Annotated in this window: 18 protein-coding genes and 1 pseudogene; 12 read left to right on the plus strand and 7 right to left on the minus strand. The window is 66.9% G+C overall.

Annotated elements, in window-relative coordinates; genetic code table 11:
• Positions 1-13: 13 nt before the first annotated feature.
• The 4 genes and pseudogenes from ACNUDN_RS31190 to ACNUDN_RS31205 form a co-directional block, all read right to left on the minus strand.
• Entirely contained in the window at positions 14-394 is a 381-nt protein-coding gene (locus ACNUDN_RS31190; RefSeq protein ID WP_419125623.1) for a DUF2510 domain-containing protein, read from the minus strand.
• A 372-nt stretch (positions 395-766) separates the two neighbouring features.
• A pseudogene (locus ACNUDN_RS31195) lies at positions 767-901 on the minus strand (DUF5710 domain-containing protein); the annotation flags it as partial.
• A 44-nt stretch (positions 902-945) separates the two neighbouring features.
• Positions 946-1,722: a hypothetical protein gene (locus ACNUDN_RS31200; RefSeq protein WP_094295601.1), complete on the minus strand. Its 777-nt coding sequence runs from the start codon at positions 1,720-1,722 to the stop codon at positions 946-948.
• The gene (locus tag ACNUDN_RS31205) at positions 1,712-2,086 is read right to left on the minus strand and encodes a helix-turn-helix domain-containing protein (protein WP_094295600.1); all 375 of its coding nucleotides are present in this window, start codon (positions 2,084-2,086) and stop codon (positions 1,712-1,714) included. The genes ACNUDN_RS31200 and ACNUDN_RS31205 overlap by 11 nt, the downstream gene beginning before the upstream one ends.
• Positions 2,087-2,202: 116 nt before the next feature.
• On the opposite strand from ACNUDN_RS31205, the gene ACNUDN_RS31210 reads away from it, so the two are divergent.
• The 11 genes from ACNUDN_RS31210 to ACNUDN_RS31260 all read left to right on the plus strand — a co-directional run bounded on the left by ACNUDN_RS31210 (position 2,203) and on the right by ACNUDN_RS31260 (position 14,220).
• Positions 2,203-2,604 carry a hypothetical protein gene (locus ACNUDN_RS31210; protein ID WP_094295599.1) on the plus strand — a complete coding sequence of 134 codons (402 nt, stop codon included), beginning with the start codon at positions 2,203-2,205 and terminating at the stop codon, positions 2,602-2,604.
• Complete coding sequence (locus ACNUDN_RS31215) at positions 2,601-3,749, plus strand: hypothetical protein (RefSeq protein ID WP_094295598.1); 1,149 nt, start codon at positions 2,601-2,603, stop codon at positions 3,747-3,749. Before ACNUDN_RS31210 ends, ACNUDN_RS31215 begins: the two co-directional genes overlap by 4 nt.
• A gap of 2 nt (positions 3,750-3,751) precedes the next feature.
• On the plus strand, positions 3,752-4,669 hold the full coding sequence (locus ACNUDN_RS31220; protein WP_094295597.1) for a conjugal transfer protein: 918 nt from the start codon (positions 3,752-3,754) through the stop codon (positions 4,667-4,669).
• Between the two features lie 71 nt (positions 4,670-4,740).
• Complete coding sequence (locus tag ACNUDN_RS31225) at positions 4,741-5,022, plus strand: hypothetical protein (RefSeq protein ID WP_094295596.1); 282 nt, start codon at positions 4,741-4,743, stop codon at positions 5,020-5,022.
• Positions 5,023-5,030: 8 nt separating this feature from the next.
• Positions 5,031-5,156: a hypothetical protein gene (locus ACNUDN_RS31230; protein ID WP_274381146.1), complete on the plus strand. Its 126-nt coding sequence runs from the start codon at positions 5,031-5,033 to the stop codon at positions 5,154-5,156.
• Between the two features lie 2 nt (positions 5,157-5,158).
• Positions 5,159-5,536 (plus strand): hypothetical protein, encoded by a 378-nt coding sequence (locus ACNUDN_RS31235; RefSeq protein ID WP_419125617.1) that lies wholly within the window; start codon positions 5,159-5,161, stop codon positions 5,534-5,536.
• Entirely contained in the window at positions 5,520-8,063 is a 2,544-nt protein-coding gene (locus ACNUDN_RS31240; protein WP_428371467.1) for an ATP-binding protein, read from the plus strand. Before ACNUDN_RS31235 ends, ACNUDN_RS31240 begins: the two co-directional genes overlap by 17 nt.
• Positions 8,060-10,141: a hypothetical protein gene (locus ACNUDN_RS31245; RefSeq protein ID WP_419125620.1), complete on the plus strand. Its 2,082-nt coding sequence runs from the start codon at positions 8,060-8,062 to the stop codon at positions 10,139-10,141. The genes ACNUDN_RS31240 and ACNUDN_RS31245 overlap by 4 nt, the downstream gene beginning before the upstream one ends.
• Positions 10,142-10,144: 3 nt before the next feature.
• A complete protein-coding gene (locus ACNUDN_RS31250) occupies positions 10,145-11,935 on the plus strand; it encodes an AAA family ATPase (RefSeq protein WP_094295411.1) in 1,791 nt (596 codons plus the stop codon).
• A gap of 2 nt (positions 11,936-11,937) precedes the next feature.
• On the plus strand, positions 11,938-12,588 hold the full coding sequence (locus tag ACNUDN_RS31255) for a hypothetical protein (protein WP_419125621.1): 651 nt from the start codon (positions 11,938-11,940) through the stop codon (positions 12,586-12,588).
• A gap of 84 nt (positions 12,589-12,672) precedes the next feature.
• On the plus strand, positions 12,673-14,220 hold the full coding sequence (locus ACNUDN_RS31260) for a serine/threonine-protein kinase (RefSeq protein ID WP_094295409.1): 1,548 nt from the start codon (positions 12,673-12,675) through the stop codon (positions 14,218-14,220).
• A gap of 62 nt (positions 14,221-14,282) precedes the next feature.
• Here ACNUDN_RS31260 and ACNUDN_RS31265 read toward each other — a convergent pair whose 3' ends face one another.
• Positions 14,283-15,710, minus strand: a complete 1,428-nt coding sequence (locus ACNUDN_RS31265; protein ID WP_094295414.1) for a type IV secretory system conjugative DNA transfer family protein — start codon at positions 15,708-15,710, stop codon at positions 14,283-14,285.
• A 96-nt stretch (positions 15,711-15,806) separates the two neighbouring features.
• Here ACNUDN_RS31265 and ACNUDN_RS31270 point away from each other — a divergent pair, with 96 nt between their 5' ends.
• Positions 15,807-16,193, plus strand: coding sequence for a helix-turn-helix domain-containing protein (locus ACNUDN_RS31270; protein WP_094295408.1), 387 nt, complete (start codon positions 15,807-15,809; stop codon positions 16,191-16,193).
• 22 nt (positions 16,194-16,215) lie between these two features.
• On the opposite strand, the gene mobF is transcribed toward ACNUDN_RS31270, so the two are convergent.
• Positions 16,216-21,384: a MobF family relaxase gene (mobF, locus tag ACNUDN_RS31275; protein ID WP_431961495.1), complete on the minus strand. Its 5,169-nt coding sequence runs from the start codon at positions 21,382-21,384 to the stop codon at positions 16,216-16,218.
• A gap of 187 nt (positions 21,385-21,571) precedes the next feature.
• On the minus strand, positions 21,572-24,694 hold the full coding sequence (locus ACNUDN_RS31280) for an MMPL/RND family transporter (protein WP_011856887.1): 3,123 nt from the start codon (positions 24,692-24,694) through the stop codon (positions 21,572-21,574).
• Positions 24,695-25,004 lie beyond the last annotated feature (310 nt).

Raw genomic sequence — 25,004 nt, forward strand, 5'->3', positions numbered from 1 at the left:
ATGCACGACCTCATCAGCGGACAGGTGCGGGGCGAAGGGCGCGGCCTGGTTCAGCAATGAACGCCTTTCCGTGGACCGCCACGACATGAGTCCACTGTGCGCCATCCCACCAACGGTGCGCGAAAGCCGCCGAGGGGTCGGAATACCAACCCGCGACGGGCAACGCGGCCTGCTCAAGCATTCTGTCCCCACGCGCCCCCTCCAGAGTCTCTGCCGCCACCTCTCGCCGCTCGTCCTTTGCAGGTGGGCGCTGCAACTCGATGTCAACATCGCGGAGAATGCTCAGATCCAGCGTCCAATCGATACGCGAGCGGCGCTGCCAGATCCTAAACGCCTGCTGGACATGGAGTTCGGCGGCATCACGCGACCATCCGTTGACGGCTACTAGCTGCATCAGGGCACGGCTGCGGAAGCCGCGCACTTCGGCCAGGCCAAAGTGGGTCGCTTCGTGACACCAGGTGCACAAGCACACCAAGCGCATCAGTCGCTGAGTCGTTGACGCCTCGTCATAGAGCCATCGCTCGTGGGCTTCAAGGTGGACACCGGCGCTAGGGTCCCTTCCCTCGCCACATATCTCACACCTCTGTCCAGCGCGCCGATAGATCACCTTCCGCAGCCGGTCCCAGTCGCTAGCGACAACGCAACTGCGGACATTGGTAAACCAGCACGACTCTGGGATGAGATCGACAAACAGTCCGGCCCCGAATGAGCGGTCCTCGCCGGGCAGAAGCTCAGGAAGTGGTTCACGGCCTGCCCAGCGCTGCAGCTGGGACATGTTGGGGCGGGGGGCGTACCAAGAGCGCCGGGATGCATCCCAGCGTGCTCCGGCGGCTTTCGCGGCCTCCTTTTCGGAGAACGGTACCTCCAACCACAGCCGGGATTCTGTGCCCGAATCCGTCATGCCTCGATTACAGCTCACCGGGGCGACAAGCGCTGGCGCTGCAACTAACCAAGCAGCGCGGAAGGGATGGCTATGGCCGCGGCTAGCACGGCAGCCAGGTACCAGATGGTGCCGGCGCCAGCGACGGTGGCGGGGAGGGCAAGCCGGGTCCAGTTGACCGGCGCCGGCCTTCGGCGCGGGACGGGCAGGGCGTCTGATGAGCGGTTCCCCGTAGTCGGGGCGGGATCGAGCAGCGTCGGCATCGACACGGGCGCCGGGCCGAGTATCAGGGTGTCGTCAACGTCGCGTTGGGCGGGCGTCAGCGGCCACCAGTCGCTGGAGCCGTCGATGGCCAACCATCCTTCGAGGACTCCGTAGGTGGCGGCGGCGGCAAAGGTGGCGGGGATCTGGGCGAGCAGCCACGGGATGAGCAGCGTGCTGGCCAGCGAGGGGTTGGGGTCATACAGCAGCGGCAAGGGTGCGCCGCTGATGATGGCGGCCCAGAGCAGCGCCGCAATGGGGTACGCCTGCAGACGCTCGGGGATCAGTCCAATGATCAGCCTGTACAGCATCTGGCCGGCCGGCCAGCCGATCGGTGCGGCCGCGGCGAGGACGGCGACGACACCGGTTTCGAGGGCACCGGTCGTGGTGGAGGACGTGCGGAAGATCAGCGGCGGAGTCACCTGATCGTCGTGCGGGTCGGGTCGGGCACCCACTTTGGCGCGGCTCCGGGCACGGATGCGCTTGCCGAGCAGCTCGGCGCGGCGCTTCTGGAACATCCAGATGCCGGCGCGCGCGGCGATCCAGGCACGGCGCTCCTCGTCAAATACCTCAGCGGGCATGGCCGGACCCAAGCAGATCCTCCACCAGCTGCTCGGCGGTGTGCAGCTGGGTCCGGATGCTTTCCAGGACTGTGACCACGTGCTCATGCGCAGGGCATGCCGCGTCACTCGGCGCCGGAATGCGCGAAGTGGGGGCACCGCCGCTCATCACAGTCTCGGCCGAGCCCGGCGCCCATCCGAGCGCGCGGTCGATGCGCTCCAGGGTGGATCGAGACAACCCCCGGTCCCCGGTGAGGGCTTTGTTCATCGTCGAGGGTGACGGCCCGCCGCGGGCGAACATCTGCGCGCGGCTGATGCCGAGTGCGCGTCGCCGCTCGGTGACGAAGTGGTGCAGCCGCTCGATGCCCTGTTCTGGTGCCTCCATGCGCTAACAGAATCATATTTCGCCCTTAGTCGTCCATGAGTGTGGACACATTTGCCCCTTAATGGATACGGTGCGGTCACAGAGTTGAGCATAAGCCGATTCGAGGGAGGCTTGACGTGAAGATCGTGCTGATGGTGGCGGCGGGGGTGGCGGTCGGTCTGACCGTTGTCGTGGCCGTACTGGTCCAGATACTTGTCCAGCTAGCCCCGGTCCTGGCGGTAGTGGCGCTCGCCGCCTTGGTGCTGCATGTGCTCCGCCGGCGTGGGCGCGGCCGAGTCGCTCCCGCCGCGCAGTGGGCGCCATACCCCGCGGTTCCCCCGCAGCCCGCTCCTACCGCTGCGGCGCTACCGCTCGCTGAGATGAATCCCGCAGAGGAGCTGCATCTGCGGTGGGGGCCGCCCGAGACGGAGGAGGACCTCGACGTCGCTCCGGCCATGACTCACGCAGCGGGGACGCACGTGCGGCGTCCTCGCGCAGGAAACCGCCCGTCTGGCGCAGTCCGGGGCCGGCGGCCATGACGCGCGGTATCGACAACGACGAGTGGCTGAAGAACATCGGGGCGGTCACGGTTCACGATGACGATGACCGCGATGGCACCTTCGGCGCCGACAACGGTTCTCGATCGGCGCCCCCCTCGGGCGACGAGGAACCGCAGCCCGACACAGCCGACGACTCCGCGTCCGAACGACAGTCCCCAGACTTCGATGACGACGGCGACGGCGAGGAATCACCGCTGGGCTATGCCGAGGATGACTACGACTACGACGGTGACGGGCCCGTACTGCTCGGCGCACCCTTCGATGTCGGCGGGTCATTCGACGTCGGCGGTGCGGTGGTGGATCTAGACAGCACATCCTCTGACGCCGCCGCCATTCCCTCCAATGATTCGTCGCCGCGCCGATACACCCCGTGGGTAGTCGCCGCGCTCGGCGCTGCGGCCGTCCTGGGCACAATCATCACCCTCGTCGTCACCATGGCCAACTCGCCGAGCGCGGAACCATCCAAGCCAGCCTCCGCCCCGGTCGCGCCCCGTGTGGTCGAGGTGGCGCCACCCAGCCCTCCCCCGAACACCGATGGGCCGCTTCCCTTTACGGCGTCCTCGGACTGCCCACCGGGATCGACCTCAGCGCAGTCGGTAGCCGACCCCAGCTCCACGACTCCGTGGGTCTGTGTGCGGTCGGTTGACGGTCAAGTCCTGGAGATCGACCTGGGACGAACCTTCGTCATCACCGCGGTGTCCATCGTGCCGGGCGCAGTCAACAAAACCGAGGTCAGCCCGGATCAGCCGGACCCGTGGCTGCAGCACCGCGTGGTCACCCGTGTGCAGTGGCAGTTCAACGACACCGACCGCACGGTGAAGAACCAGAACACCGGCAATGTCCGTGGCGAAGCCGTGGAATCCATCCGCCCCGGCGTGCTGGCCTCGAAGATCACGCTGATCATCCAAGAAACCAGCCGCCCGCCCGCGATCGCACCAACTAACTCGCCGGCCGCACCGCCACCGAGCGCCGGCCCGTCAATCCTGGGCGACATTCTCGGCGGCAACCAGGGTGCCGCGCCGACACCAGTCCCCGTGTTCCCCGGCGGGTCGACGCCGCGGGATCCGGCTGACGGCACCTTCGCCGTGTCGAGCATCAAAATCATTGGACACAAGGCGGTTTGACAATGCAACTGACCAACACCTGGCGGCGACGACTCACCACGACCGGCCAAGGCAGCGCCAAGGTGATCGTGACGATTCTCGTGGTCTGCTCGGTCATCAGCGGAGTGTCCACGCTGTGGCGGTGGGTGTTCCCGCAAGACGAGACCCCGGTGGCAGTGACCGCGCGCTCGGTGGGCAACGAGACCGCCCTGGTGGAGAGTTACGCAATCGACTGCGTGACAGTGCTTCTGACAGCCAGCAGCAGTCGGGCCGGTGAGGTGGCGCGCTGCTTTCCCAACAGCACCGATATGTCGCTGCCCACCACCTCCCCGCTGATCGTTTCGGCGCAGGCTGCATCTGCGACCTTCCTCGGCCAAACGACGCCTGGCGTCGCGACCTACGGCGTCATCGTGTCCGTGACCGAGCAGTCCTATACCAACGCCCCTCCGGTGCGCAGCTACTACCAGCTCCCGGTCAGTGTCTACAACGGTGCTGCTCCCCGGGCTATGGCCAAACCGGCACGCCGCGACCCGCCACCACCCGGGGTCGACGTGTCGCTGGACTACCCGGTGACCATCACCAACGATGCCGTTCTGGCGGCGGTGATCAGCGGCTTTGTCACGTGCTACCTCACCGACGCCAACGGGATCGAACGATTCGTCACCGTGGACTCGGGGCTGGGTCCGCTGCGCGCCTACTCCACCGCCGCGGTGACCTCAATCCGCGCGCAAAACCCGGTCCCGGAGGCCCCGGCCGAAGGCGGCGAGCTGCGGGTCTGGGTGACGGTCAGCGCGCGAGCAGCCGACTACACCTCCACGCCACTGGAGTATCCGCTCACCCTGCGCGCCACCGGCGGCGCCTGGTCGGTCGCGGCCATTGACGTGGTTCCGGCGATCGACCCTGATGCCCCGCCCACCCCCGTCGCCGTGGGCACACGGTGAACATCCCTTCGTAGCTGCGGCACCCCGCCGCCAGCTCGGTCCATCCACCATCACACTGAAAGGGAACACCAATGGATATCGCCTCGAACACAACGGTTCTGGCAGCACAGGGGATCGTGGGCATGTCCCAAGAGATCTTCTCGATCGTCGTCGTCGTCGGCGGTCTGGCCGCCATGGCGCTGGGCATCGCGGTCGGCCTGCGCAACGGCTTCAAGCAGGGAATCGGATCGGCCATCGGCGCCGTGGTCGGCGGCATCATCTTGTCGCTGATCATCGCCAACGTCGCCGGCTTCCAACAGTCAGGCAACCAAGAGCTGGAACAGCGCGGCATCGTCTCCGTCTACGGGCGATGACGCAACGAATGTCTGAGCTGGCCGCGTCGCTGCTTGGCTTCCTCATCATCGCCGCGCTCATCTACGCCACCACCGGGCTGATAGACGACGCGAACAACCAACCCATCCTCATCAGCCACCACGAAGAGAGCTGACCATGCCCAACAACGAGGTACCCACTGGGGAGCCGGCGAAGGTCTTCACCGGCATCCGCGATGTCCCGATCTACGCCGGGGAGTCCTCGACCGGGAACCGCCTGCCTGGCGGCCCGTACCGCAGTGCCGAACTCCTTGCGATCGGCATGATCATGTTGCCCGCGCTGTGGTGGTTCCGCACTCACGAAGGCGCCGGGTTCAGCGTCCTGGGCATCGCTGCCGTGGCAGCTGTCGTCGTGACGGTGATCCTGCGGATGGTCATGCCCAAGCGGCGACCGTCGCTGGCCGCGCGCGCCAGCTTCGCCCTGGCGTCGATTCTGCCCAAGAACGGATGCGCAGCGCGCCCGGCGACCAGGAGCGGTCATGGCACGCAACGCTGATCCGCGCGTCGATCATCTCTTCGATCCGCCGCTGGCCGTGATCGGCAACCTGCGCTTCACCCGCGGCGGGGTGTATGCCGACTACCTCATCGACGGGCTGCCGCTTGTCCTGCGACCGCTGCGCACCCACGAACGGGGCAGCCGGTTCTACCGCAATTTGGCCCGCGCACTGCCCTCGGGGTGGTCACTGTCCGGACTGTTGGACACCACCGATCCAAACCGACTGATGCGCAACATCGTTGGCAACCACAGCCACCGACCAGGCTGGGTAGAGCACTGCCGACTGTGGGAGCCCACCTTCAACCCCGCCGCCGCACCCGCGGGCGCACCGGTGTTCCTGGAAGAGCGACGTCGCGGCTGGCTGACCTTCCCCGTCGATAGCGGCAAAGGCGGTCGCACCGCAGCCGGAGCTGCCACGAAGGCCAAGGACTGGGTAGTCGGTCGCGACGTCGATTCGGACACCTCGGTCGCCGCCTATGCACGCCTGGCCGCCGAGGTGGTCGCCTCGCTGCCTCAACAGTTCAGCGTCCGACCGGCAAGTCCACTGCAGATTCTGTGGCAGCACCGACACAACGTCTTTCGCGGGACCCTGCGCGATCCGATGCCGCCGGCCTCGGCCGGCCCAGACCGGCTCACCGCCGCTGACTTCCTACGCCCTGGCGTCGACGAGGGCGCCAACGCTGTGCGCTCCTCCTGGTGGCCGACGATGCGCCCCATCGTGCGCCTCTATGACGCCGACCACCCGGACGGTCCGTGGAGCTATCAGGCCCTGCTGCCAGTCACGCACTTCCCCGACACCGGCCTACGGTTCACCAAGGCGGCGTACCTGTATGCCCTCGATAACGTCGACACCGAAGCCGCCATCGACTGGATGCAGCACGTCACCGTGCGCAGCCCCGACCGCGCGGAAGCGCTCAACGCGCGCGCGGCCAAGAACATCAAAGACCAGATGCGCCAACGGGGCCGGATGATCGAAGAGGACGACGAACTCGACATCAAGCTGGCCAACACGCGCGAGTACAACGCGCAGATCAAGGCCAATCCCAGCGAGCGGGAGCTGGACGTAGCCACCCTGATCGCCGTGGGCGCTCCGACCTTGGAGATGTGCGAGGACGCGGTGAAACAGGTCCGCCACGAACTCGACCAGGCCGAGATTGCGGTCAGTCGGTGGCGCGGCGCGCAGTCCAAGCTGTGGTCGGCTTTCAATCCGGGCAGTGAGAAGCACGCACACCTTGACGAGTTCCGCGATCCGACCTCGGCGCACCTGTGGGGCCGGTTCACACCGCTGATCTCGACGCGGGTGGGCGACTCCCGCGGGACACCGCTGGCCGAGAATCAGAACACCCTGCGGCGTAGCCTGATCCTGCACGATCCTGAGGGCTGTGCCCGCCGCCACAAGAACACCGGCCTGATCGTCATCGGAGACCCTGGAGCGGGGAAGTCCAACCGCGCCAAGCTTTCTGGGATTGAGGTAGTCCTGCGCGGCGGCAAGGTCGACGTGTTCGACCCGGGCACCCACGGGGAATGGGGGCAGGCGTTCCGCAACGTCACCCACACGACAATTATCGATCTGGGCGATTCCCGGTTCAGCCTCGACCCGCTGCGTATGTTCGCCTTCCAGGAGGCCGGCGACGTCGCCGGCAACCACATCCTCCCGATGATCGGCGTTCCCGCCGACAGCGACATGGAGAATCGGTTTACGCTGCTGGTAAGCCCACAGATGCGTGAAGCCAACGGCATTCACTCCATGCGCTCACTCATCGGCTACCTGCGAGCTCAGCCCGACGCCAACAACGACATGCTGCTCGCGCGCCTGGAGGCCTGGTCCACCCAGCAAGCCGCCCGGGCCATCTTCGACGAGACGTTGCCGCCGTACTCACCGTCAGAGTCACTGGCCACGATCTGGCTGACCAACCGACTCGGCTTGCCCGATGCCGACGACATTCTCAACCCGCATCTGTACGACAAGCTGCCCAAGAGTGCTCGCGCGGGGATGGCGATTTATGGCCTGATCATCGACACCGTGCAGCGTCACCAGTTTCTGCACCGTGAGCAGTTCTCCACGATGATTTTCGAGGAGGCTGCCGAGCTGATGGCCTATCCCGCGGGCGCACGCACCGCCCACCGCATCACCCGCCAGGGCCGCAAGCATGCGACCGGTATCTGGTTGATTTCCCAGGACTACCGGGATTTCGCCCGGATGGGGGATAAGTTCATCACCCAAAAATGGCTGTTCGCGATCCGCAACGAGGAATTGGCGACCAAGACGCTGGAGTGGGCAGGGGTCGATCCCGAGCTGTACCCCGAAGTGGTGCAGTCCTACTACGAGGACACCAGCCCGGCCGAGTCGGCCGACGACGAGGACAGCGACGACGAAGCATTCGGCAAAGTTCACCCCTCACGAATGGGGGAGGGGTTCATCGTTGATGAGCGCGGCCGGCGGGCCCGCTGCCGCTTCCTGGGTGCTCCCACCACGCAGATGGCCGCCGACGTCGACAGCACCCCGCCTCAAGAGGTTTTCGCATGACCTCCGGCGCGCTGACCCTGTGGTTGGCTGACCACCCGCGCGCACGACGCACCCTCGTGACGATGACGCTGACCTACACGCTGTCGTTCGTTGCCCTGCTGTGCGCGCCGAATGCTGTCGCCGCGGGCGGCTCCGCAGCGCTGGGCTGGACAGGACTGCGCGACAACGACGGTGTGCCGATCGCGTTCTACTTCCTGTCGATGGTGTCGGCGCGGGAGGCCGCGACCAACAACGGTCAAGACATCTCGATGATCGATCCGAGCACCTGGATGCCGTGGATGGCCGCGGCCATGGAACGCGCGGTCGACAACGCGACGGCGGCATGGTGGCTGGGCATGATCGCCGGGACGTTCATCTTCATCATGGCCGCTGCGCTGTGGTTTCTGCGCTTCGCGCTCTCCACCGGCTGGCTGGTCGCCATCGCAACCTTCGGCCTGCCGCTCTACAACGCGGTCGCCTCGCTGGTCAGCTCAATGATGCTGGCCCCCATCGCGATTACGGTCTGCGTCACCGTGGCGGGCTACCACATCCTGCGTGGCCACCCCGGCCGGGGTTGGGCCATGCTGGGCACCGCCCTTGTCCTGACGGTATTGCTGGCCACGGTGTTCTCCGACCCCATTGGCGACCTGTACAGCGAGCACGGTCTGCTGGCGCTGGGGCGTGGCACCGGGCTGGAGATCGCCCAGGCCGCCACCGGGGCACCGTTCGCCTCGGGCACCTCGCTGGACGCCAAGCTGGATGCCCTGATGGCCGACGTCGTGACGGCGGGCGTGCGCCATCCGCTGCAGGTCCTCAACTTCGGCATGGTCGTCGATGACGTCGGCGGATGCCGGCAGGCATGGAACTCGGCCATCACCAGCGCGGGCGGCGTTGATGGTCCCGGCCCGGCGCACGCCATGGCCAACTGCGGCGCCCCGCAGGCTCTGGCCTATGCCCAGCGCCTCGGGGGCTCGGACGCCACCATTGGTCTCCTGCTGGTCCTGGTCGCGATCGTGGTGGCCTTCTTTTACTTCTACGTCGGCCTGTCGGCGATGCTGGTCGGCATCAAGTCGCTGTACTTCGGCATCCTGGTCGGGCCGTCCTTCCTCATCGGCATGCTGGGTTTCGGACGGGCTCTGGCGTTCGCCAAGCACTGCGGCACAGAGCTTTTCATGCATGTCATCCAACTGATGGTGTTCGAGGTCTACCTCGCCGTTTCCGCAATCGGCATTACCTGGGTGCTGACCACGGACGCCTTCGGCGCATCCACGGCGACAGCGATTCCTCGGGTGCTCATCATGGCCGTGGCCGCCGGCGTTCTCTGGCTGGGTTTCCGGTTCGTCGACCGCTCCTTCCACGCCGACAGCATGGGCACCATCGGCCGTCAGGTCACCGGCGCGTGGCATGCCGGCACCGGCGCCGTCCGCAACGAAGCGGGCTCGTACCGCGACAAGGCGCAGTCCGCGAGTGCGCGTCTGGGACGGGGCGGCGGTAACGACACCGCAGGCGGCCAAGACGATGGCTCTGGCTCCTCGTCGGCACGGCGCACACCCGGCATGGAGTGGTTCAAGCCGCGCTCGTCGAGCACGGGGCGCACCGTTGTCACCGGTAGCGGAGCCGGGACCGGCAACGACGCGTCGCCGGCGAAGTCTGCTGTGAAATCGGCGGCCGCGACCGCCGCAATGAGCGCGGTGAAGGTCGCCGCCCCCGAGGTGGCCGTCCCGGTCGCGGCCGCGGCCAAGGCGGCCGGTGTCGCAAGCACCGCCGGGCACGTGCTCAAGAGCGCGAAGAACACCAGCAACTCGGCGTCCCGCGCCGCCCAGGGGGCGGGGGGTGAGGCTTCACCGGCCCCGCTGCGCCAGCCACGCCCGGACACCACTGGTGGCTCCGCGCCTTCTCGTGAACCCGCACAGGCGCCGACCCTGGCCAGTCGCAGCACGGCGCAGACACCCGGGCGGCCCGCAGATGCGGGCTCTCAACCTCCGCGCGGCAACGGTGCCCCAGCAGGGACAATAGACATCGACGAGCGCCGCCAGAACGACACCGCGGCGCCTCGCGCCGCCCGACCGCCGCGACCACCCCGAGAGATTGGGTCATAGACGATGAGCACTGCGCGCGACTTTCTCGACGCCGGATTCGATGCTTTGGGCCTGCTCGGCAATCCAGCAGACCCCGCTACCGCGCGGGAGCGGTTCCGCCAGGCGGTCAGCATGGACCCCGGGATGTGCGACGCCTGGCTGGGGCTCATCGCCACCGGCGATCACTCCAGCCAGACACTGCGCCACGCCCACGAAACCAGCGCCACCGTGCACCGCGAGACGCGGCGCCTGGGTCTGCAGGACACTGCTCTGGAGGCCTCGGTGCCCTCGCCGGGCTTCATCGAGGTGTTCCCCTACACCGCGGCGACGATCACCCTGGCCTACATCGCGGCGCTGCTGAGCGAGAAGGACTACGACGCCGCCGAGAAGCTGCTGGAGTCCTACGACACCGCCCGCGAACCCACGCAGACGCCCATCTGGCGCTGCCTGGGCACCACCTTGCACTACGTCACCCAGCGCTGGACCGACGTGCTGGACTGGGCCGACCGGCCGGTTGCCGGGACCCTGAGGGCCGTGGACGCCGCCACCGACCTGATGGCCGGGCTCGCTCACGTCAGTCTCGGCGAGTTCGATGCCGGCCTAGTCGTGCTCAAGGGCGTCCCCGCTGATCAAGTCAGCCCGCACGCCGCCGCCCTGGCGGCCCTCTACCGCGGCTTCGCGCTGCGTCTGTTGGGCCGGGAGGACGACGCCCGCGTCGAGTTTGGCAGGGCCAGCGTCGGCGGGCGCATTCTCCCCGAGGCCTCCTCGGCTCTGGCCGACCCCACCTTCGGACCCAGGACCACCACCGCGCAGGCCATCACTGCCCGGACCAGCCGCTGGGATCCGGAGTCCGGGCCGACCACCGAGGAGCTGCGCCAAGCCGAGCAGGCTCAGGCTGCTGAAGCCGTCCTCGAGAAGGCCGAGCGGGACCTACAGTCCTTCATCGGCCTGGGCAAGGTGAAGGCCCACGTCTACAAGCTTAAGAACGTGCAGATTTACGACCGGGCGATGGCCGCGCGCGGCGAGGGAGTCGGGCAGCGCAACGCGCTGCACATGACCCTCGTCGGTCCCCCGGGAACGGCCAAGACTTCTATCGCGCGGGTCATGGGTGAGATGTATTTCGGCCTGGGCATCCTGGACTCTCCAGACTTCATCGAAGTCTCCCGTCCGGACCTCGTTGGCGGCGTCATCGGCGAAACCGAGGTCAAGACCCGCCAGTATTTGGAGAAGGCCAAGGGCCGCGTCTTGTTCGTCGATGAGGCCCCTGACCTGTACAAAGCCGACAACGAGCGTGATTTCGGGCGTATCGCACTCGACATCATCATGAAGTTCGCCGAGGACCACCGCGACGACACCATGATCGCCCTGGCCGGCTACGCCAACGGTATGAACCGGCTGCTCTCGGCCAACCCCGGTCTGCGGTCGCGGTTTCCCACCCAACTGGAGTTCAGCTCCTACAGCGCTGAGGAGTTGGGCCAGATCGCGGCGATGTTCGCCGAGAACTTCCGGGTACTGGTGCATCCCGGCGCGGCCGCCGCCTTTGACCGGTACACGAGCTGGCTCACCGCAACCTCGACCAACAATCCCGAGAACCCGGCGGAAATGCTCGTCGACATCGCGGGCAACGGCCGCTACGTGCGCAACGTGGTGTCCGAGGCGGTGGAGAGGATGAAGGCGCGGATCGTTTCCGACCCGTCGATCGACTTGGCTACCGCTGACTCGGATCTGCTGCGGACCGTCGTGGAGGCCGATATGACCGACGCTCTGCGCGAGGTCCTCATCAGTGCAGGAATCCAGACCCGCGAGCAAGGGTAACCGTGGCACGCGATGCGGAAGTTGCCGCGCTGAGGGCCGTCGAGGACGCCTACCAACGGTGGACGGTCATTAGTGATCAGCTGCACCGGGAGGTCGGCGAAGCCGCCGAGCGTCACGCCGGCGCACCGGTGGAGTCATTGCGCGCCGATTTCAACGCCCAGCTCGCCGTGACCCGCGCGGTGGCCGCTTTCGCCCGCACGTGTGCCCAGGCCGGGCCCGATGTCGACGGGCTGCCCGGCGCAGCCTTCGTCCAGGCTCTTCACCATGTGGGGAACCAACCTGGTCTCGATCAGGCCTTGGTGGAGCTGACCCACCAGTGGCAGTCCTGGCTGGCAGACATCGGCAGATGGATGCCGAAGACCGACAGCCCGCCGCCGGCCCGGCCCACCTCGCCGGAACACAGCAGAGTCTTGGCCGCAGTGAACGATTGGTGGGGCTTTGCTGCCGATCGGCTGCATGAACAGCTTGTCGACTCGCTGACCGCCCAGGGGCAACGCGTCGCCGAATCGCTGACCACCGGCTCTGACGGCGAGCTGGTTCAGTCAGCACACGTGATGTTCGAGCCGGACCGGTCAAGCGAGGCCTCCGGCGCGCCCAAACGCGGGGCGCGAGCGCGTTTGCACGCACTGTTCGGGCCTCACAGAAGGCGCTGAGGGCCACGGATGATTGGGAAGGCAGCACCGGACACGCCCCGCCTCACCGGCCGGGCCACCCCATCAGTAGGCGATGCTGTGTCTATGTTTGCGGTGGGCTCGCTGGTGGCGGGGTATCGGATTGAGCAGGTCCTGGCCACCGGCGCCACGGGGACGGTGTATGTGGCGAAGAATCCGACCTTGCCGCGGCGCGACGCGCTCAAGGTGCTCAGCGCCGACCTCTCCGGTGACGAGGCCTTCCGTGAGCGGTTCGTGCGCGAAGCCGATATCGCCTCGCTGCTGGACCACCCGAACATCGTGTCGATCCATAACCGCGGCGAAGCCGAGAACGGCCAGCTGTGGATCGCAATGCAGTACGTCGCCGGCACCGATGCGGAGGCTGCGCTGCAGGCCGGGACCATGACCGCTGCACGCGCTGTCCGCATCGCCGGCGAGGTCGCCAAGGCACTGGACTACGCCCACCAGCGCAACGTGGTTCATCACGACGTCAAACCGGGGAACGTACTGCTCGCTCACGGGTCGCCGGACGATGAGCAGGTGCTGCTCAGTGATTTCGGGGTGGCGAGGGCAGCAGGTGGCCCAGACGATGGCAGCGACGACTCAACGCTGGCGGTGACACTGGCCTATGCCGCTCCTGAGGTCATCACCGGCGACGCGATCGACGGCCGAGCTGACATCTACTCACTGGCCTGCACGCTGTTCCGTCTGCTGACCGGCAAGCAGCCGTTTTACAACGCTGAGGGAACAACCGCCCTGGCGCTCGCGCACCTGCACCAGCCCCCGCCCCGGATCTCCGATCATCTGCCAGAGGCGACCCGCCAAATGGATGTGGTCATGGCCAGGGCGCTGGCCAAGAATCCGGCCGACCGTTTCAACTCGGCACGCGAGTTCGCCGCGGCCGCGGCGGCGGCCGCGGGCTCGCTCACCGAGCGCCCCGTGCTGCCGGCGGCCCGGCCCGCCTCTCCATCGAATCGATTGCAGCCCAACAGACCTGAACTGGCGAGAAGCTTCGACGAGGCAATACGGGTGACGCCTACGCCACGCAAGCCTCGCGTGCAGCGTCCGCTGGTCATCCTGTGGTCGATCGTCGCCGTGGTAGTCACGATCGCCGCCGTGCTGTGGACGATTCTGATTTCGCGCTGGACGGGATCGGATGCGCCGGAGGCGGCGGCCCCGGCGACGTCGACCCCGGCCACGTCGTCAGCGACCGCCGCGGCGGCGGCGCTTGCTGAGCTGCTTCCGCCGGGTTATCCGCCCGGCAGGTGTACACCTGCGCCGACTGACGCGGACGTGACCGCGGCGATGTCGTGCGGCCCCAACACCGATCCTGGCGGCCCTACCACGTCGAGCTACACGCTCAGCGGGGATGCCGCTGCTCTGGAAGCGTCTTTCACCGACACCGTGAATCGGTCTACTCCCCGGATCTGTCCGCCCAACATTCAGTCTCCGGGGCCATGGCGGCGCAACGACAGTCCCACGGTGGTGCGCGGCACGGTCTTCTGCGGGCTCCAGGCCAACCAGCCTGTCGTGGTCTGGACCGAGGACGACGAGCTGTTACTCAGTGTTGTTCGAGCCGAGACGCCTGGGGCCACCCTAGAAGGGCTCTACGCCTGGTGGTCCTCGCACTCTTAGCGGTGCTCTCGGCGGTGTTCAACTGGGCAGAATCCTCACTTGAACACGACCCGTGCTGTTACCTATGCCGACGCCTTTGACGTCCGCTGGCGCCGCCTGCGAGTCTCAATCGCTCCGTCGTAGATTTCGAGGAAGACACTCCAGTCGGGGATCTGGACTCGCCGCCCGGCGGTGCCGCGCAGCAGCAGCTGGGCCTCTTCGAGACTCTGGGGGAGCAACTCCTGCCAGTCGATGATCGAGCCCAGTTGTGAGGACTGCGAACGACTTCCGCCGTTGGGCTCATACGACTCGGTGCGCCGCGTCCCCAAGCCCTGCCAGTGTGAAGCCTGTTCGAGGAGATGGCGTTCGTGAGCGCCGTACATCACCACGGTGCCCGGGAAGATGTCGCGCAGCGCGTCGGCGTATTTCGGGCCAAACACAACGTCGAAGTGGCTGGAGGCCTGCACGGTGGCCATGATGTTGACGCCCAAACCGGCGGACTCGCCGACGTAGTTGAGCAGCGCCGGCAGCGGGCAGGAGTTGCACACTTCGTCGAGTTGGAGCAGCAGCCGGTGTTCGAGCTGGTGCTGGGCCGTGCGCTTGCGGAAGTGTCGGATGATGGAGTCGATAAGTGCCACGGCTGCGCCAGCAACGGTGCCGGTGTTGGGGGCGATGACAAACAAGCTCGCGTCAGGGTCATCCAGCATCGAGACATCGAACGATTCGATGCTGAGTTCGTCGACACCGCTAAGGCGGTCTAGATGCTCGGTGGTGCTCAGCCCGAGACGCACCCACGGCGTCACCGCTTTGGACACGGTGATCGCCACACTGTCCCGCATGCGGCTGTTGAAGGTCAGCACGCGCTGCATTGGGTCGGACAGCATCGGGTGCGGGCACAGCGCGGCGGCGGTCATCCACGATGGAGTGGCGTGCAGCGACAACTGTGTGGTGGCACCGCCGTCTTCGTCGTCCTCGATGCCGAGGTTCTCGACGGCTTCGAGCACCCAGGGCATGCCCTGGCTGTTGCCCTGCGGGCTGGCCGCATAGAGCAGGCAGGCCAAGGGGCGGCTGGCAGTGGACTCCCACAGTCCGCCGGCGGCTACCGTTTGTCCGCTTGACGCACCGCCGAACCCCACACCGGAGGTCGCGAGCATGGTTTCCGCGACGGTCAGCGCTTCATCGGCGGACGTGATGGACATGGTGGGGTCACTGACCATGGAGCGCACGCCCTCGGGCCAGACGAGGGTCTTTTCCGGCCGCAAGTCGATGACGCCGGTGGGCCCCAGGCCGCGGCGCATCAACACCAGCTCGGCGAGGTCCTCCTTACTGGAGACGGAGACGAGCGGGCCGGGGTGCAGCACCGCGGCCGGGGCCAGCAGGCGCCGTGTCTTACCGGTTCGAGTGGGTGCGCTGATCGCCAGATGTGGAGCGCCCTGAACCTTTTCGTACTGTTCGTTGTCGTTGACGACAAGTCCGCAGTAGGGGCTGTACGGCTCGGGGTGCTTGCTCATGCGGTTCATCGTCGCGGGGATCGTGCGCGCCAGTCCACCACCAGAGCCGGATTGGCCCCTAAGTTGGATGACAGCAGCAAGAAGGAGTGACGCCAGATGAGCAGCCATCGTGGGACAGCGGTCCGCGAAAAGAGCGCGGGGGCGCTGGGCGCCTTAGTTCCGGCCGAGGAGAACGGCACCGATGCAGGCGGGCAGCCGACACCTCACCCGGCAACGCTCTACTTCGCGGCGCGACTGCGTGAGCTGATGGACGGGCTGGCTGTCCGCAGTCTGGAGACCGGCCGGACGCGCAAGCTGACAGTACGACGGTTGCAGCAGCTGCTGCATGAGCAGGCACCTGAGTTGGCGGTTTCGCAGACGCACATGTACCGCTACGTGCACGGTGAGGCCAGACCGAGTGTGCCTCTGGTCTACGAGCTGGCGGTGCTTTTTGGGGTCGCGCCGACCTACTTCCTTCCAGACGACCTGCTGCCCGAAGATTGAGCGGTCCACGGGGATAGCTGGTTTAGAGGCTTAGGTCGTCGTCATCGAGAGCCTGCCCGCGCTCGCCGTGATGGAAGGCCTGCCCGCGCTCGTCGTGATCGAGAGCTTGCTGTCCGCGCTCGTCGATCGTGTTGGCCGGCACGTTCCAGCCCAATGCGATCTGACGGCGCTGAGCCGCTCGAACGGCGCGCGCGGCGTTGTCGTACTGGGTGAGGACCTGGCGCCACTCGTCGCCTAGTTGGGTGCGGCCGAGACGGTCGGCCAGCGTGACCGCCGGCACCGGGTCAAGCAGCGGGTCGGCAGGTGCGGACGGCGCGGTCGTGAGGGTGGTGCTCCACGGCAACGCATGGGTGAGCAGCCGCAGCGCTGAGGAGCCTGCGCCGCGGCTGGCTTCCGGGTCGAGCAGGATGACCCGAGCGTTGGACGCGGCGGCGTGACGGGCGATATCTGCGAGCTGCTGGGGGTCTGCAGCGGCTGGGTCATCGACGACGACGATGGCTCCCGGTGGTAGTGCCCACTGCTGGCCGCTGACGTGCTGGTGCGCGTGGCTGACCGTGGTGATGGTGTCGGCCAACTCCGCGTCGCGAGCGGGTGCCGCTCCGGTGTCCGTGGTCGAGAGCCACAGCACCTTGCGGTCGTTAGCGTTAGCGGTGTTGCGCAGTGTGTAGAGCGACGCCGCGGTTTCGCCGTCGGTGATGTCGGCCCGGACGACGCTGATCCGATAAGGCTGTGCGGCAAGCGCTTTGAGTCGCTCCGCGTTGTGCGGCTCGTGGCCTGCCAAGGCCGCCGCGGGGATGACGAGGGGCGTGCGGCTGGGGTCGACGTCGCTTGCGACTTGGAGTAGGGCCACCTCCGAGCGCGCCGTTTCGAGCAAGCGGTCGAGTGTGTCGGAGGTCGCGGTCTGGGCGGCGGCGAAGGCGGTCGCGACGTCGCGCTCAGCGCGCTCGAGGTCGCGGCGCAGCACCTGCCGCCGGTCGCGCAGCTGCGCGCGGGCGGCCAGGTCCGCGCGCTCGGCGTCGCCTCGCGCTTTGGCGATGTCGTGCTCGGTGACGATCTTGTGTCCGCCGGCGGCCGCGGTGCGCGCGGCCTGCGCCTGGGCGAGGGCCTGCTGGAATTGCATCGAGGGCGGCTCGTCCGGCAGTAGCTCGGTGTAGAATGCGACATCTTGTCGGGCAGAGGCAATGTCGAGCGCGTCGGCGTCGGGGTTGGCCTGCAGGAGTGCGAGCTGAGTGCGGGCATGCTCGACCATGCGCAGTTTGTCGTTGTAGACGGCATCGGCGTCGGACCACTGCTCCATCACCGCGGTCACTGCGTGGGCATAGGGTCGGTCGGCGTCGACCTGGCGGCGCATCCTTAACAGCTCGTCGGCTGCGCCGCGCAGAGCCGGGCCGTTTCCTGCTCGAATTTCTGCGTCGAGGGATTTGATGGCGGCGCTGACGTCGCGGTATTCCTCTTGCAGGGTGGTAATCCATTCCATGGTGATGCCCAATTCCGGTATGGGGCGGTTTGCTGTGAGGTCTTCGAATTGCAGGTCTCCGAATTCCTCGGACGCGTATTCAGATAGGTCCTCGGGCGGGGCGATGTCGAAGTAGTCGTCGAAGGGCGGGGCCTCGTCGACCTCGGCGAAGGGGCTTTCCGGGTCGGGCGGAAAGAGTGCTTCCTCGTCGGGGTGGAGCGGAGCGTCCTGCGGCGTGGGTAGGTCGTCGACGTCGATGCCTAGACGCGCTTGCAGCCGGTGGGTGAAGGCGTCGACGGTGTAGGTGATCAGGCGGGCGTAGTCGCCCGGCGGGATCCGGTGGTCGGCGTCGGTGGCGTCGGCGAGGTGTTCGGCAGCGACATGGAGCAGGTCGCGTGGGGTCCAGGTGTTCGGGTCGGCGGCGCTGATGGCGGCGACGAGGCCGGGCCAGGCCGGATCTGAGGTGATGGTTTCAGCCAGCGCCGTTCCGAATACGACATCGATATCTGTGACCCACGGTGGGCGTAGCCGCGAGTGCGTGGTGGCCAGGGTCGCGGTCGGGGACAGGGCTCCCGCGATGCGCCACCACAGCGCGGCGGCGGGCAGCTCGTCGGGCAGTGGTCCCTGGCGGGCGGCGGTGGTGATGATCTGGCGTAGGTCGGGGGTGGTGCGGGTGGCCTGGGCGAGCTGGGCGGCCAGTTGTGGCCAGTAGGCATCGGCGCGTAGGCGGGGGTCGATGGCGTCGATGAGGTCGTTCCAGCGGGTGGTGTCTGCACTGCGGCGGCCGATGTCGGCGGCGGCGTAGCGCTGCAGGGTGGCCTGCATGTCGCGGGTCCGCACGGGGTATTGGCGCGCACCGGTGAGGCGGGTGTCGGTGTCCTCGACGCCCGTGGCGGCGCGGAAGACGGCGATTTCAGCGGTCAGTGCCGGATTGACGGTGATCAAGGGGCGTGCCCAGGCGGGGGCGGTCGCGTTGGTCCAGGCCCGTGCGCGGTCGCGGATCTGGTCGGCCAACCCCTCGACCAGCTGTTCACGGCGGGTCAGGTACGCGCCCCAATGCGGGTCATTGGCCAGCGCGGGCGGGATGCCGGGAAGCCAGCGCAGCACCCCGATGCCGGCGGAATGTGTACCGGCGGGGTCGATGCGGTGATCGAGAACCGCGGCGGGGTCAGCGGCGTCGTCGACGCTGCCTTTGGCCAACGCGTCGGTCAGCAGTTGGCGAGGATCGGCGCCACCGATGGCCAGGACGGAGAGGTTGCGCCGTAGCACCGGCCAGGCTTCGCGCTGGCTGAGCCGGGGGATCACGTCGTCGGCGATGGCATCCAACCGGTCCCGAGCACCGGCGCCCAGTTGATTTTCGGCCGCGACACCCAAGGCGTCGTAGAACATGTCGGCCGCAGCCTGCAGTCGGGTCGCCGGGTCCTCGGCGCGGCGGGCTTCGGTGGTGGCCGACACCTGTGCGCCGTCGCGGGCCAGGGTGCGGGTCAGGACGTCGACGGCGGTGTCAGGGTGGGTTGCCTTGGGGGAGAGCAGTCGGTGCGGATCGCCTTCGGCAGTGGACAGGTACAGGTGGTTTTCGTCGGTGGCGCGCGTCATCGCGACGTAGAGGTGCTGGCGGGTCAGCATGTCGGAGCCGACGATGTGGCAGGTGCCCTTGGTGTCGCGCCGTCCTGCGGTCAGGCCTTGGGCGGAGTCAATGGTGGCGGCGTAGCCCAGCGTGACGTGTTCGGCGATGTAGTCGGCGGGCAGCGTGACGATGCGTCCGCTGCGTAGGTGGCGTGCTTTTACGCTGCCATCGGTGAGAACTTCGGTGATGGTGTAGCGGTAACCGTTGCGCACGAAATCGTTGCGCCCGATGGTGATCCGGCGGTTGTTTTTGCGGGTGCGGATGGTGTCTCCGACGTTGGCGTGCAGGTGATCGGCCAGCATCACGCTGGCCGAGTCGGCAGCCTCGGGATCGGCGGCCAAGCGGTCGGCGCGGGCGCGGGCGTTGAGTTCGTTGATGACGTCGTTGGTCGGGGCGAGCAGGATGGAGTCCCCGCCCGCCGCGAGGTCGGCCCGCCATGCCTGATAGGCCATGTCGGCGGCAGTCTCGTCGGTGCCGACATGGATGCGATGGTGGTCGATGTAGAAGCCGATGCCGGCCGGGTCGGCGTCGTGCAGCGCGAGCCCGGCGGCGGCTTCGGCGGGGGACTTGAATCGCACGACTTCGCTTAAGGTGAGCGCGTCGGTGGCTTCGGCGATGTCACGCAGAACACCGCCGGCGGAGATGGACGACAGCTGCCCGTCGTCACCGACCAGACGCACGCTCGCGCCTTTACGTAGCGCGTCGGCAATCATGGCGTCCAGGCCCGCGGTGGCGGCCTTGCCGGCCTCGTCAACGACGATGAGAGTGTCGGGGCCTACGTGGGTGAACCAGTCGGGCACACCGGATATCGCGGCCTTGTTTGGATCGGCGGACCAGACGTACTTGTCGAGCGTGTCGGTGGTGGCGCCCAGGTCTTCTCCAAGCACGATGGCCGCGTCGGCGGTGGGGGCCAACGCGATGATTTCGGTGTTGGTCGGTTCGCGTCCGTGATCGGCCTGAAACTGCTTGGACAGCTCGGCGGTGCGCGCCTTGATTGCGGCCCGCCGGCTCGACCACCGGGACATCAGTTCTGCTGACATTCCGTCGATCTCTCGGACCGGCCGTTTCCCTCGTCCGCGGGACTGTTCGACGAACGGCACGCCCAGGGTGGCGATCATGTGCGCTTCCAGGCGGGTGTTGTACAACTCCGACGCTGCGACGGTCACACGGTGCAGCGGTTGGCCATCCAGGGCGAGCCATCGACGCACGCCGTTGGCGTCGATGTGGGACACCTTGTTCGAGATCGCGACGTGGGTATGCAGGTCGGGGTCACCGGCACGAGAATCGCGGTGGGTGAACGCTGCGGCGATGAGCCCTTCGGTGTCGACCTGGGCGACTCCGCCAGCGCCGGTGCGGGTGAAAGTGGCTTGATCTTGCAGCCACTCCAGCACGTCGGCGACCGCTGCATCGTGGGCGGCCTCAATCTGCTCAGCCACCGGCAGCGGAGCGATGGCCCATAGTGCGGACACGGATTTCACCGGTGAGAACGTCAGGTCATATCCGGCGACAGCGGTCGTGCGCGCACGGGTGTTACGCGCGATGAACCCCGACAGTTCCCGGTCATCAGCGGGCGGGCGGCCGTACTCCTCGCCGAACAGCTCCAGGGCCACGCGGGTGCGGATCTGGGCGCGAATGTCGGGGGCGATCGTGGCGTTCCAATGCGCGCCGGTTTCGGCGTTGTGATCGCGGAAGGCCACCGCCAAACGGCGCGCGAACTCCGGCTCGCCGTCGCGGACCAGAAACTTGCGCCCAAGGCGGCTGGCCGCATGCTGAGTGCCCATGCTTCGGCCGGCGACGTAGCTGTCGATGCGCTCGGCGTTGGGGTGCAGACCTTCCCCATAGAGGGCGCGCATCTGCGCCTCACTGACGCCGGATCCCTCGTCAACAGTCCAAATCTCCTCGCGCACTGCGGGTGTGACTTCGCAGCGGCCGGTATCAGAGAGGCCGGCCAGGCCGCGCCCCATCCACCGACCGGGCGATTCGCCTTTGGCCGAGTAGTAGTCGGCCAGCGTGGAGCGGCCCCGCTCGGTGCTGTCGGCGGCAGCGACCTGCCGCACCAGGTACAGGTATCCGTCCCCGGCGGTCAGCTTGTGCAGCGTCATCACCATGACGCGCACACAGGGGTCCGCATGGCCCGGACAGTACGAAGTTTCCTGCGGAAAATTCCACGACCATCCCGGGGGTTCTTAGAAAAGTCTTAGATTCGAGGTACCGGCGCAGGGGTCGTATTCATTCGGGGTGAATACGCCTTCACGCTGGTCGGCATGTAGCGCCGGGTATTGCTCTGTTCGCTTTTCACCTCTCCTGGACCAGCACGTGAGGTGCGTCCTTAATGCCTCCTGGGTTGGTCTGACCGGGTCGCGGGTTTGTTGCTTTGGTGGGCCACCAGCTGGCTTCGCGTAGGAGTGTGGCGATGGCGGGCACGGTGAGGGTGCGCACGAGGAAGGTGTCGAGCAGCAGCCCGAAGCCGATGATGAGGCCGGCTTGGATCATGATGGCGACTGAGCCGACCATGAGGCCGAACATGCTGGCGGCGAATATGAGGCCAGCGGAGGTGATGACGGCTCCGGTGTTTGCCACGGTGCGCAGGACGCCGACGCGGATGTTGGTTCCGGATTCTTCGCGGAGCCGTGAGACGAGCAGCATGTTGTAGTCGGCGCCGACGGCGACGAGGATGATGAACGCCAGCAGCGGTACGGGCCAGGCGATTTCGTGGCCCAGTCCCCATTGGAAGACTACGACGCCGATGCCGAGTGATGCGAGGTAGTTGAGCACGACGGTGCCTAGTAGGTAGAGCGGTGCTAGGAGTGCGCGCAGTAGTAGGACCAGGATGACGCCGACGATGATGATGGTGGCGATGGCTAGTTGTGCGAAGTCGGCCCAGAGGAGTCGTTGGATATCGGAGTTGACGGCGGGGAAGCCGGCTACGGACACGGTGGCGTCGGCGAGTGACGTGTTGGGTCGTGCGGTGTTGGCGGTGTCGGTGATGCGGCTGGCGAGGTCCATGGCTTCAACGCTGTATGGGTCGTGGCTGCTTTCGATCATGAACCGCGCTGTTTTGCCGTCCGGTGAGAGGAATTGTTCGGCGACGTCGGTGAATTGCCGGTTCTCGAATGCGTTGGCGGGCAGGTAGAAACCGCTCGAGGAGTCGGAGTCGGCCGCTGCGCGCGAGGAGTTCTGTAGTTGGGTGGCGATCTGGCTCATGCCGGACAGCATTTCGATGTTGCTGTCGGCGAGGGTGCGGACGCCGGTGGCGAGTGCTTGGGCGCCGGAGGCCAGCTGTCCGATTCCGTCCTGCAATCGGCGGAGATTTGTGGTCAGGTCGGCGGGGTCACCCAGGGCTCCGAATGCCTTGTCCAGTGAGGCGACTGCGTTCTGGACGTTGGCGAGGGTGCCACCAACGGTGGCATTGGTGGCGGGATCGTAGCGGTCCCCGAGGTCGGCGATTTGGTTGAAGAATCCGTTGTCGCGCAGAGTGACCAGGATCTGGACCTGGTTGCGGATTTGGGCGCATTGTGGGGTGGTGGCGCACCAGGGTGAGGTGTTGAGGGCGCCGACGAGTGGGTCGAGTTGAGTGATTGCGTTTTGGGCTTGGTTGGCCAGCGGTCGTAGTCCTGGGCCGGATTGGATGGCTTGGTCGACGGCGGGGGCAGTGGCGGAAAGTTGTTGCAGCAGCGGCCGGAATTGGTTGACCTGAGTTCCTGCGGATTGGGCTTGGGTGAGGATTCCGGCTAGTGGTGTGAAGGCGGTGCGCACGGTGCTGTCGAGTTGGGCGAGGCCGTCGGCGAGCTGGTCGGCGCCGTCGGTGAGTTTGGTGAGGTCGTCCTTGCGGGAGTTGCCCTCGGCGACGGCGCCGGCCATTTTGTCGCCGATCTGGCCGTTCTGCCAGGCCAGTTCTGCTTGGTCGAGGCGCTCTCCGGTGGGGCGGGTGACTCCGGAAACCTTGGTGACGCCGGGGATCTGGGAGACGCGGGAGGCCATCTCGTCAAGATCGGCCAGTCCTTTGCCGGTCCGCATGTCGGTCGGATTTTCCACGACGAGGAATTCGCTGATGACGACGTCTTTGCGGAAGTGGCGGTCCAGCAGGTGGTAGCCCAGGTTGCTGGCCGTGGTGTCTGGTTGGCCCTTGCGGTCGTCGTAGCTGATTTTGATGGTTGCTGCCGCTGCCGACAGGGCGAGCAAGATGACCAGGCTGACGATGAGTAGTGGCACGGGACGGCGGACCACGGCGACGGCGACGCTGTTCCAGTAGCGGCGGGTGCGATCGGGTTTGGGTTCACCGATGCCGCGTTTGGCGGCTAGCGACAGCACCGGTGGCAGCAGGGTTACGGTGGCCAGAAATCCGAACAGTACGGCGATGGCACACGCGGGGCCAAGGGCGGCGAAGACGCTGAGCCGCGCGAAGACCATGGCCAGGAACGCGAGTGCGACGGTGGCGGCGGAGGCGAGGATGACGCGCCCGATGCTGGCGGTGGCGTGGATGACGGCCTGATCGGCGGGTACTTGGGCGCGGCGCTGTTCGTGGTATCGGCTGATCAGAAATACGGTGTAGTCGGTTCCCGCGCCGAGCAGGATCGCAGTCATGAAGGCGACGGTGAACTGGGAGACGGGCATGCCCATCTCGCCGAGGGCGGACAGCACGCCGCGCCCGACTGCCAGGCTCAACCCGATTACTAGCAGCGGTAACAGCGCGGTGAACACCGACCGGTAGACGATCAGCAGGATCAGGGCGATCACGCCCGCGGTAGCGATTGAGATCAGCAGCAGGTCGTGCTCGGCGGATGCGATCATGTCGCTGAAGGTTGCCGGTGGTCCCGTCACTTGCACAGTCGTGGTCGAGCCGGTGAAGACCTCGGCGGCGATGTTGCGCACCGCGTTTACCGATTCGGCGGCCGTGGGGTCTCCGAGGGTGCCGGTGACACCTACGGGCAGGTACCAAGCTTTGCGGTCGGCGCTGACTGCCTGGGCTTCGGTAATCGGATCGGACAGTAGGTCCTGCACCAGCAGGACGTGGTTGCCTTCGCCCTGCAACCGGCGCACGAGTTCGCCGTAGCGCTGCCGTGCAGTCGGAGTCAAGCCATTGGGGTCTTCCATGGCGACGAACACCATGGTTTTTGAGCCTTCTTCGCCGAAAGCGGCGCTCATGCGGTCAACCGTCTGCAAGGACGGCGCATCGCGAGGGATGAGGTCCACCGACTGTTGGCGCACCACGGTTTCTAGCTGGGGGAACAGCAACGCGAGGACGACCGCGGCGCCTAGCCATACCCCGATGACCAGCGCTTTGTGTCGGAGGGTGAATCGGGCTAGCGCTGCCAACCGTTCGCTGTACTCGCGGGTTTCGGCCGGGTTGGGGGATCCGTTGTCCCGCTGGCCACGGCGCGTGGCCTGGCCTGGGGAATCTGCAGTGCCGTCGGTCACTGGGCCTCCACTAGTAGCGAATCGTAGCGATACTATCGGTATCGCTACGCTACCGCATGTAGTGCAAGTGGTGGCGGGGCCGTCGTCGCCAGGCCGCGCAAAGCGCGCGGCTGGCGAAGGGGCCGGCGACCGCTATCGAGTCGGGACCGGGCCGACGGTCGCAGTGGGCAGAGGAATGATCGAACACTCAGTGGGTTTCTGGAAGCCAGGGCTGACGCTGTAAGTCGACGACACTGGCCTTGGATGCCGTTCAGGGTCTTGCTGTTGCTGTTCTCGGACGTTGGTCGTCGGGCGCACGCACGGCCACATC

The sequence above is a fragment of the Mycobacterium sp. smrl_JER01 genome, from assembly GCF_048513595.2.
In the GTDB taxonomy this organism is placed as follows: Bacteria; Actinomycetota; Actinomycetes; order Mycobacteriales; family Mycobacteriaceae; genus Mycobacterium.

Excerpts from the sequence above, each read along its gene's own strand:
- mobF (WP_431961495.1), bottom strand. The coding sequence starts at position 21,384 with ATGGTGATGACGCTGCACAAGCTGACCGCCGGGGACGGATACCTGTAC.
- ACNUDN_RS31235 (WP_419125617.1), top strand. The coding sequence starts at position 5,159 with ATGCCCAACAACGAGGTACCCACTGGGGAGCCGGCGAAGGTCTTCACC.
- ACNUDN_RS31220 (WP_094295597.1), top strand. The coding sequence starts at position 3,752 with ATGCAACTGACCAACACCTGGCGGCGACGACTCACCACGACCGGCCAA.
- ACNUDN_RS31245 (WP_419125620.1), top strand. The coding sequence starts at position 8,060 with ATGACCTCCGGCGCGCTGACCCTGTGGTTGGCTGACCACCCGCGCGCA.
- ACNUDN_RS31270 (WP_094295408.1), top strand. The coding sequence starts at position 15,807 with ATGAGCAGCCATCGTGGGACAGCGGTCCGCGAAAAGAGCGCGGGGGCG.
- ACNUDN_RS31230 (WP_274381146.1), top strand. The coding sequence starts at position 5,031 with ATGTCTGAGCTGGCCGCGTCGCTGCTTGGCTTCCTCATCATCGCCGCG.
- ACNUDN_RS31250 (WP_094295411.1), top strand. The coding sequence starts at position 10,145 with ATGAGCACTGCGCGCGACTTTCTCGACGCCGGATTCGATGCTTTGGGC.
- ACNUDN_RS31215 (WP_094295598.1), top strand. The coding sequence starts at position 2,601 with ATGACGCGCGGTATCGACAACGACGAGTGGCTGAAGAACATCGGGGCG.
- ACNUDN_RS31240 (WP_428371467.1), top strand. The coding sequence starts at position 5,520 with ATGGCACGCAACGCTGATCCGCGCGTCGATCATCTCTTCGATCCGCCG.
- ACNUDN_RS31190 (WP_419125623.1), bottom strand. The coding sequence starts at position 394 with ATGCAGCTAGTAGCCGTCAACGGATGGTCGCGTGATGCCGCCGAACTC.
- ACNUDN_RS31225 (WP_094295596.1), top strand. The coding sequence starts at position 4,741 with ATGGATATCGCCTCGAACACAACGGTTCTGGCAGCACAGGGGATCGTG.
- ACNUDN_RS31200 (WP_094295601.1), bottom strand. The coding sequence starts at position 1,722 with ATGCCCGCTGAGGTATTTGACGAGGAGCGCCGTGCCTGGATCGCCGCG.
- ACNUDN_RS31205 (WP_094295600.1), bottom strand. The coding sequence starts at position 2,086 with ATGGAGGCACCAGAACAGGGCATCGAGCGGCTGCACCACTTCGTCACC.
- ACNUDN_RS31260 (WP_094295409.1), top strand. The coding sequence starts at position 12,673 with ATGTTTGCGGTGGGCTCGCTGGTGGCGGGGTATCGGATTGAGCAGGTC.
- ACNUDN_RS31265 (WP_094295414.1), bottom strand. The coding sequence starts at position 15,710 with ATGAGCAAGCACCCCGAGCCGTACAGCCCCTACTGCGGACTTGTCGTC.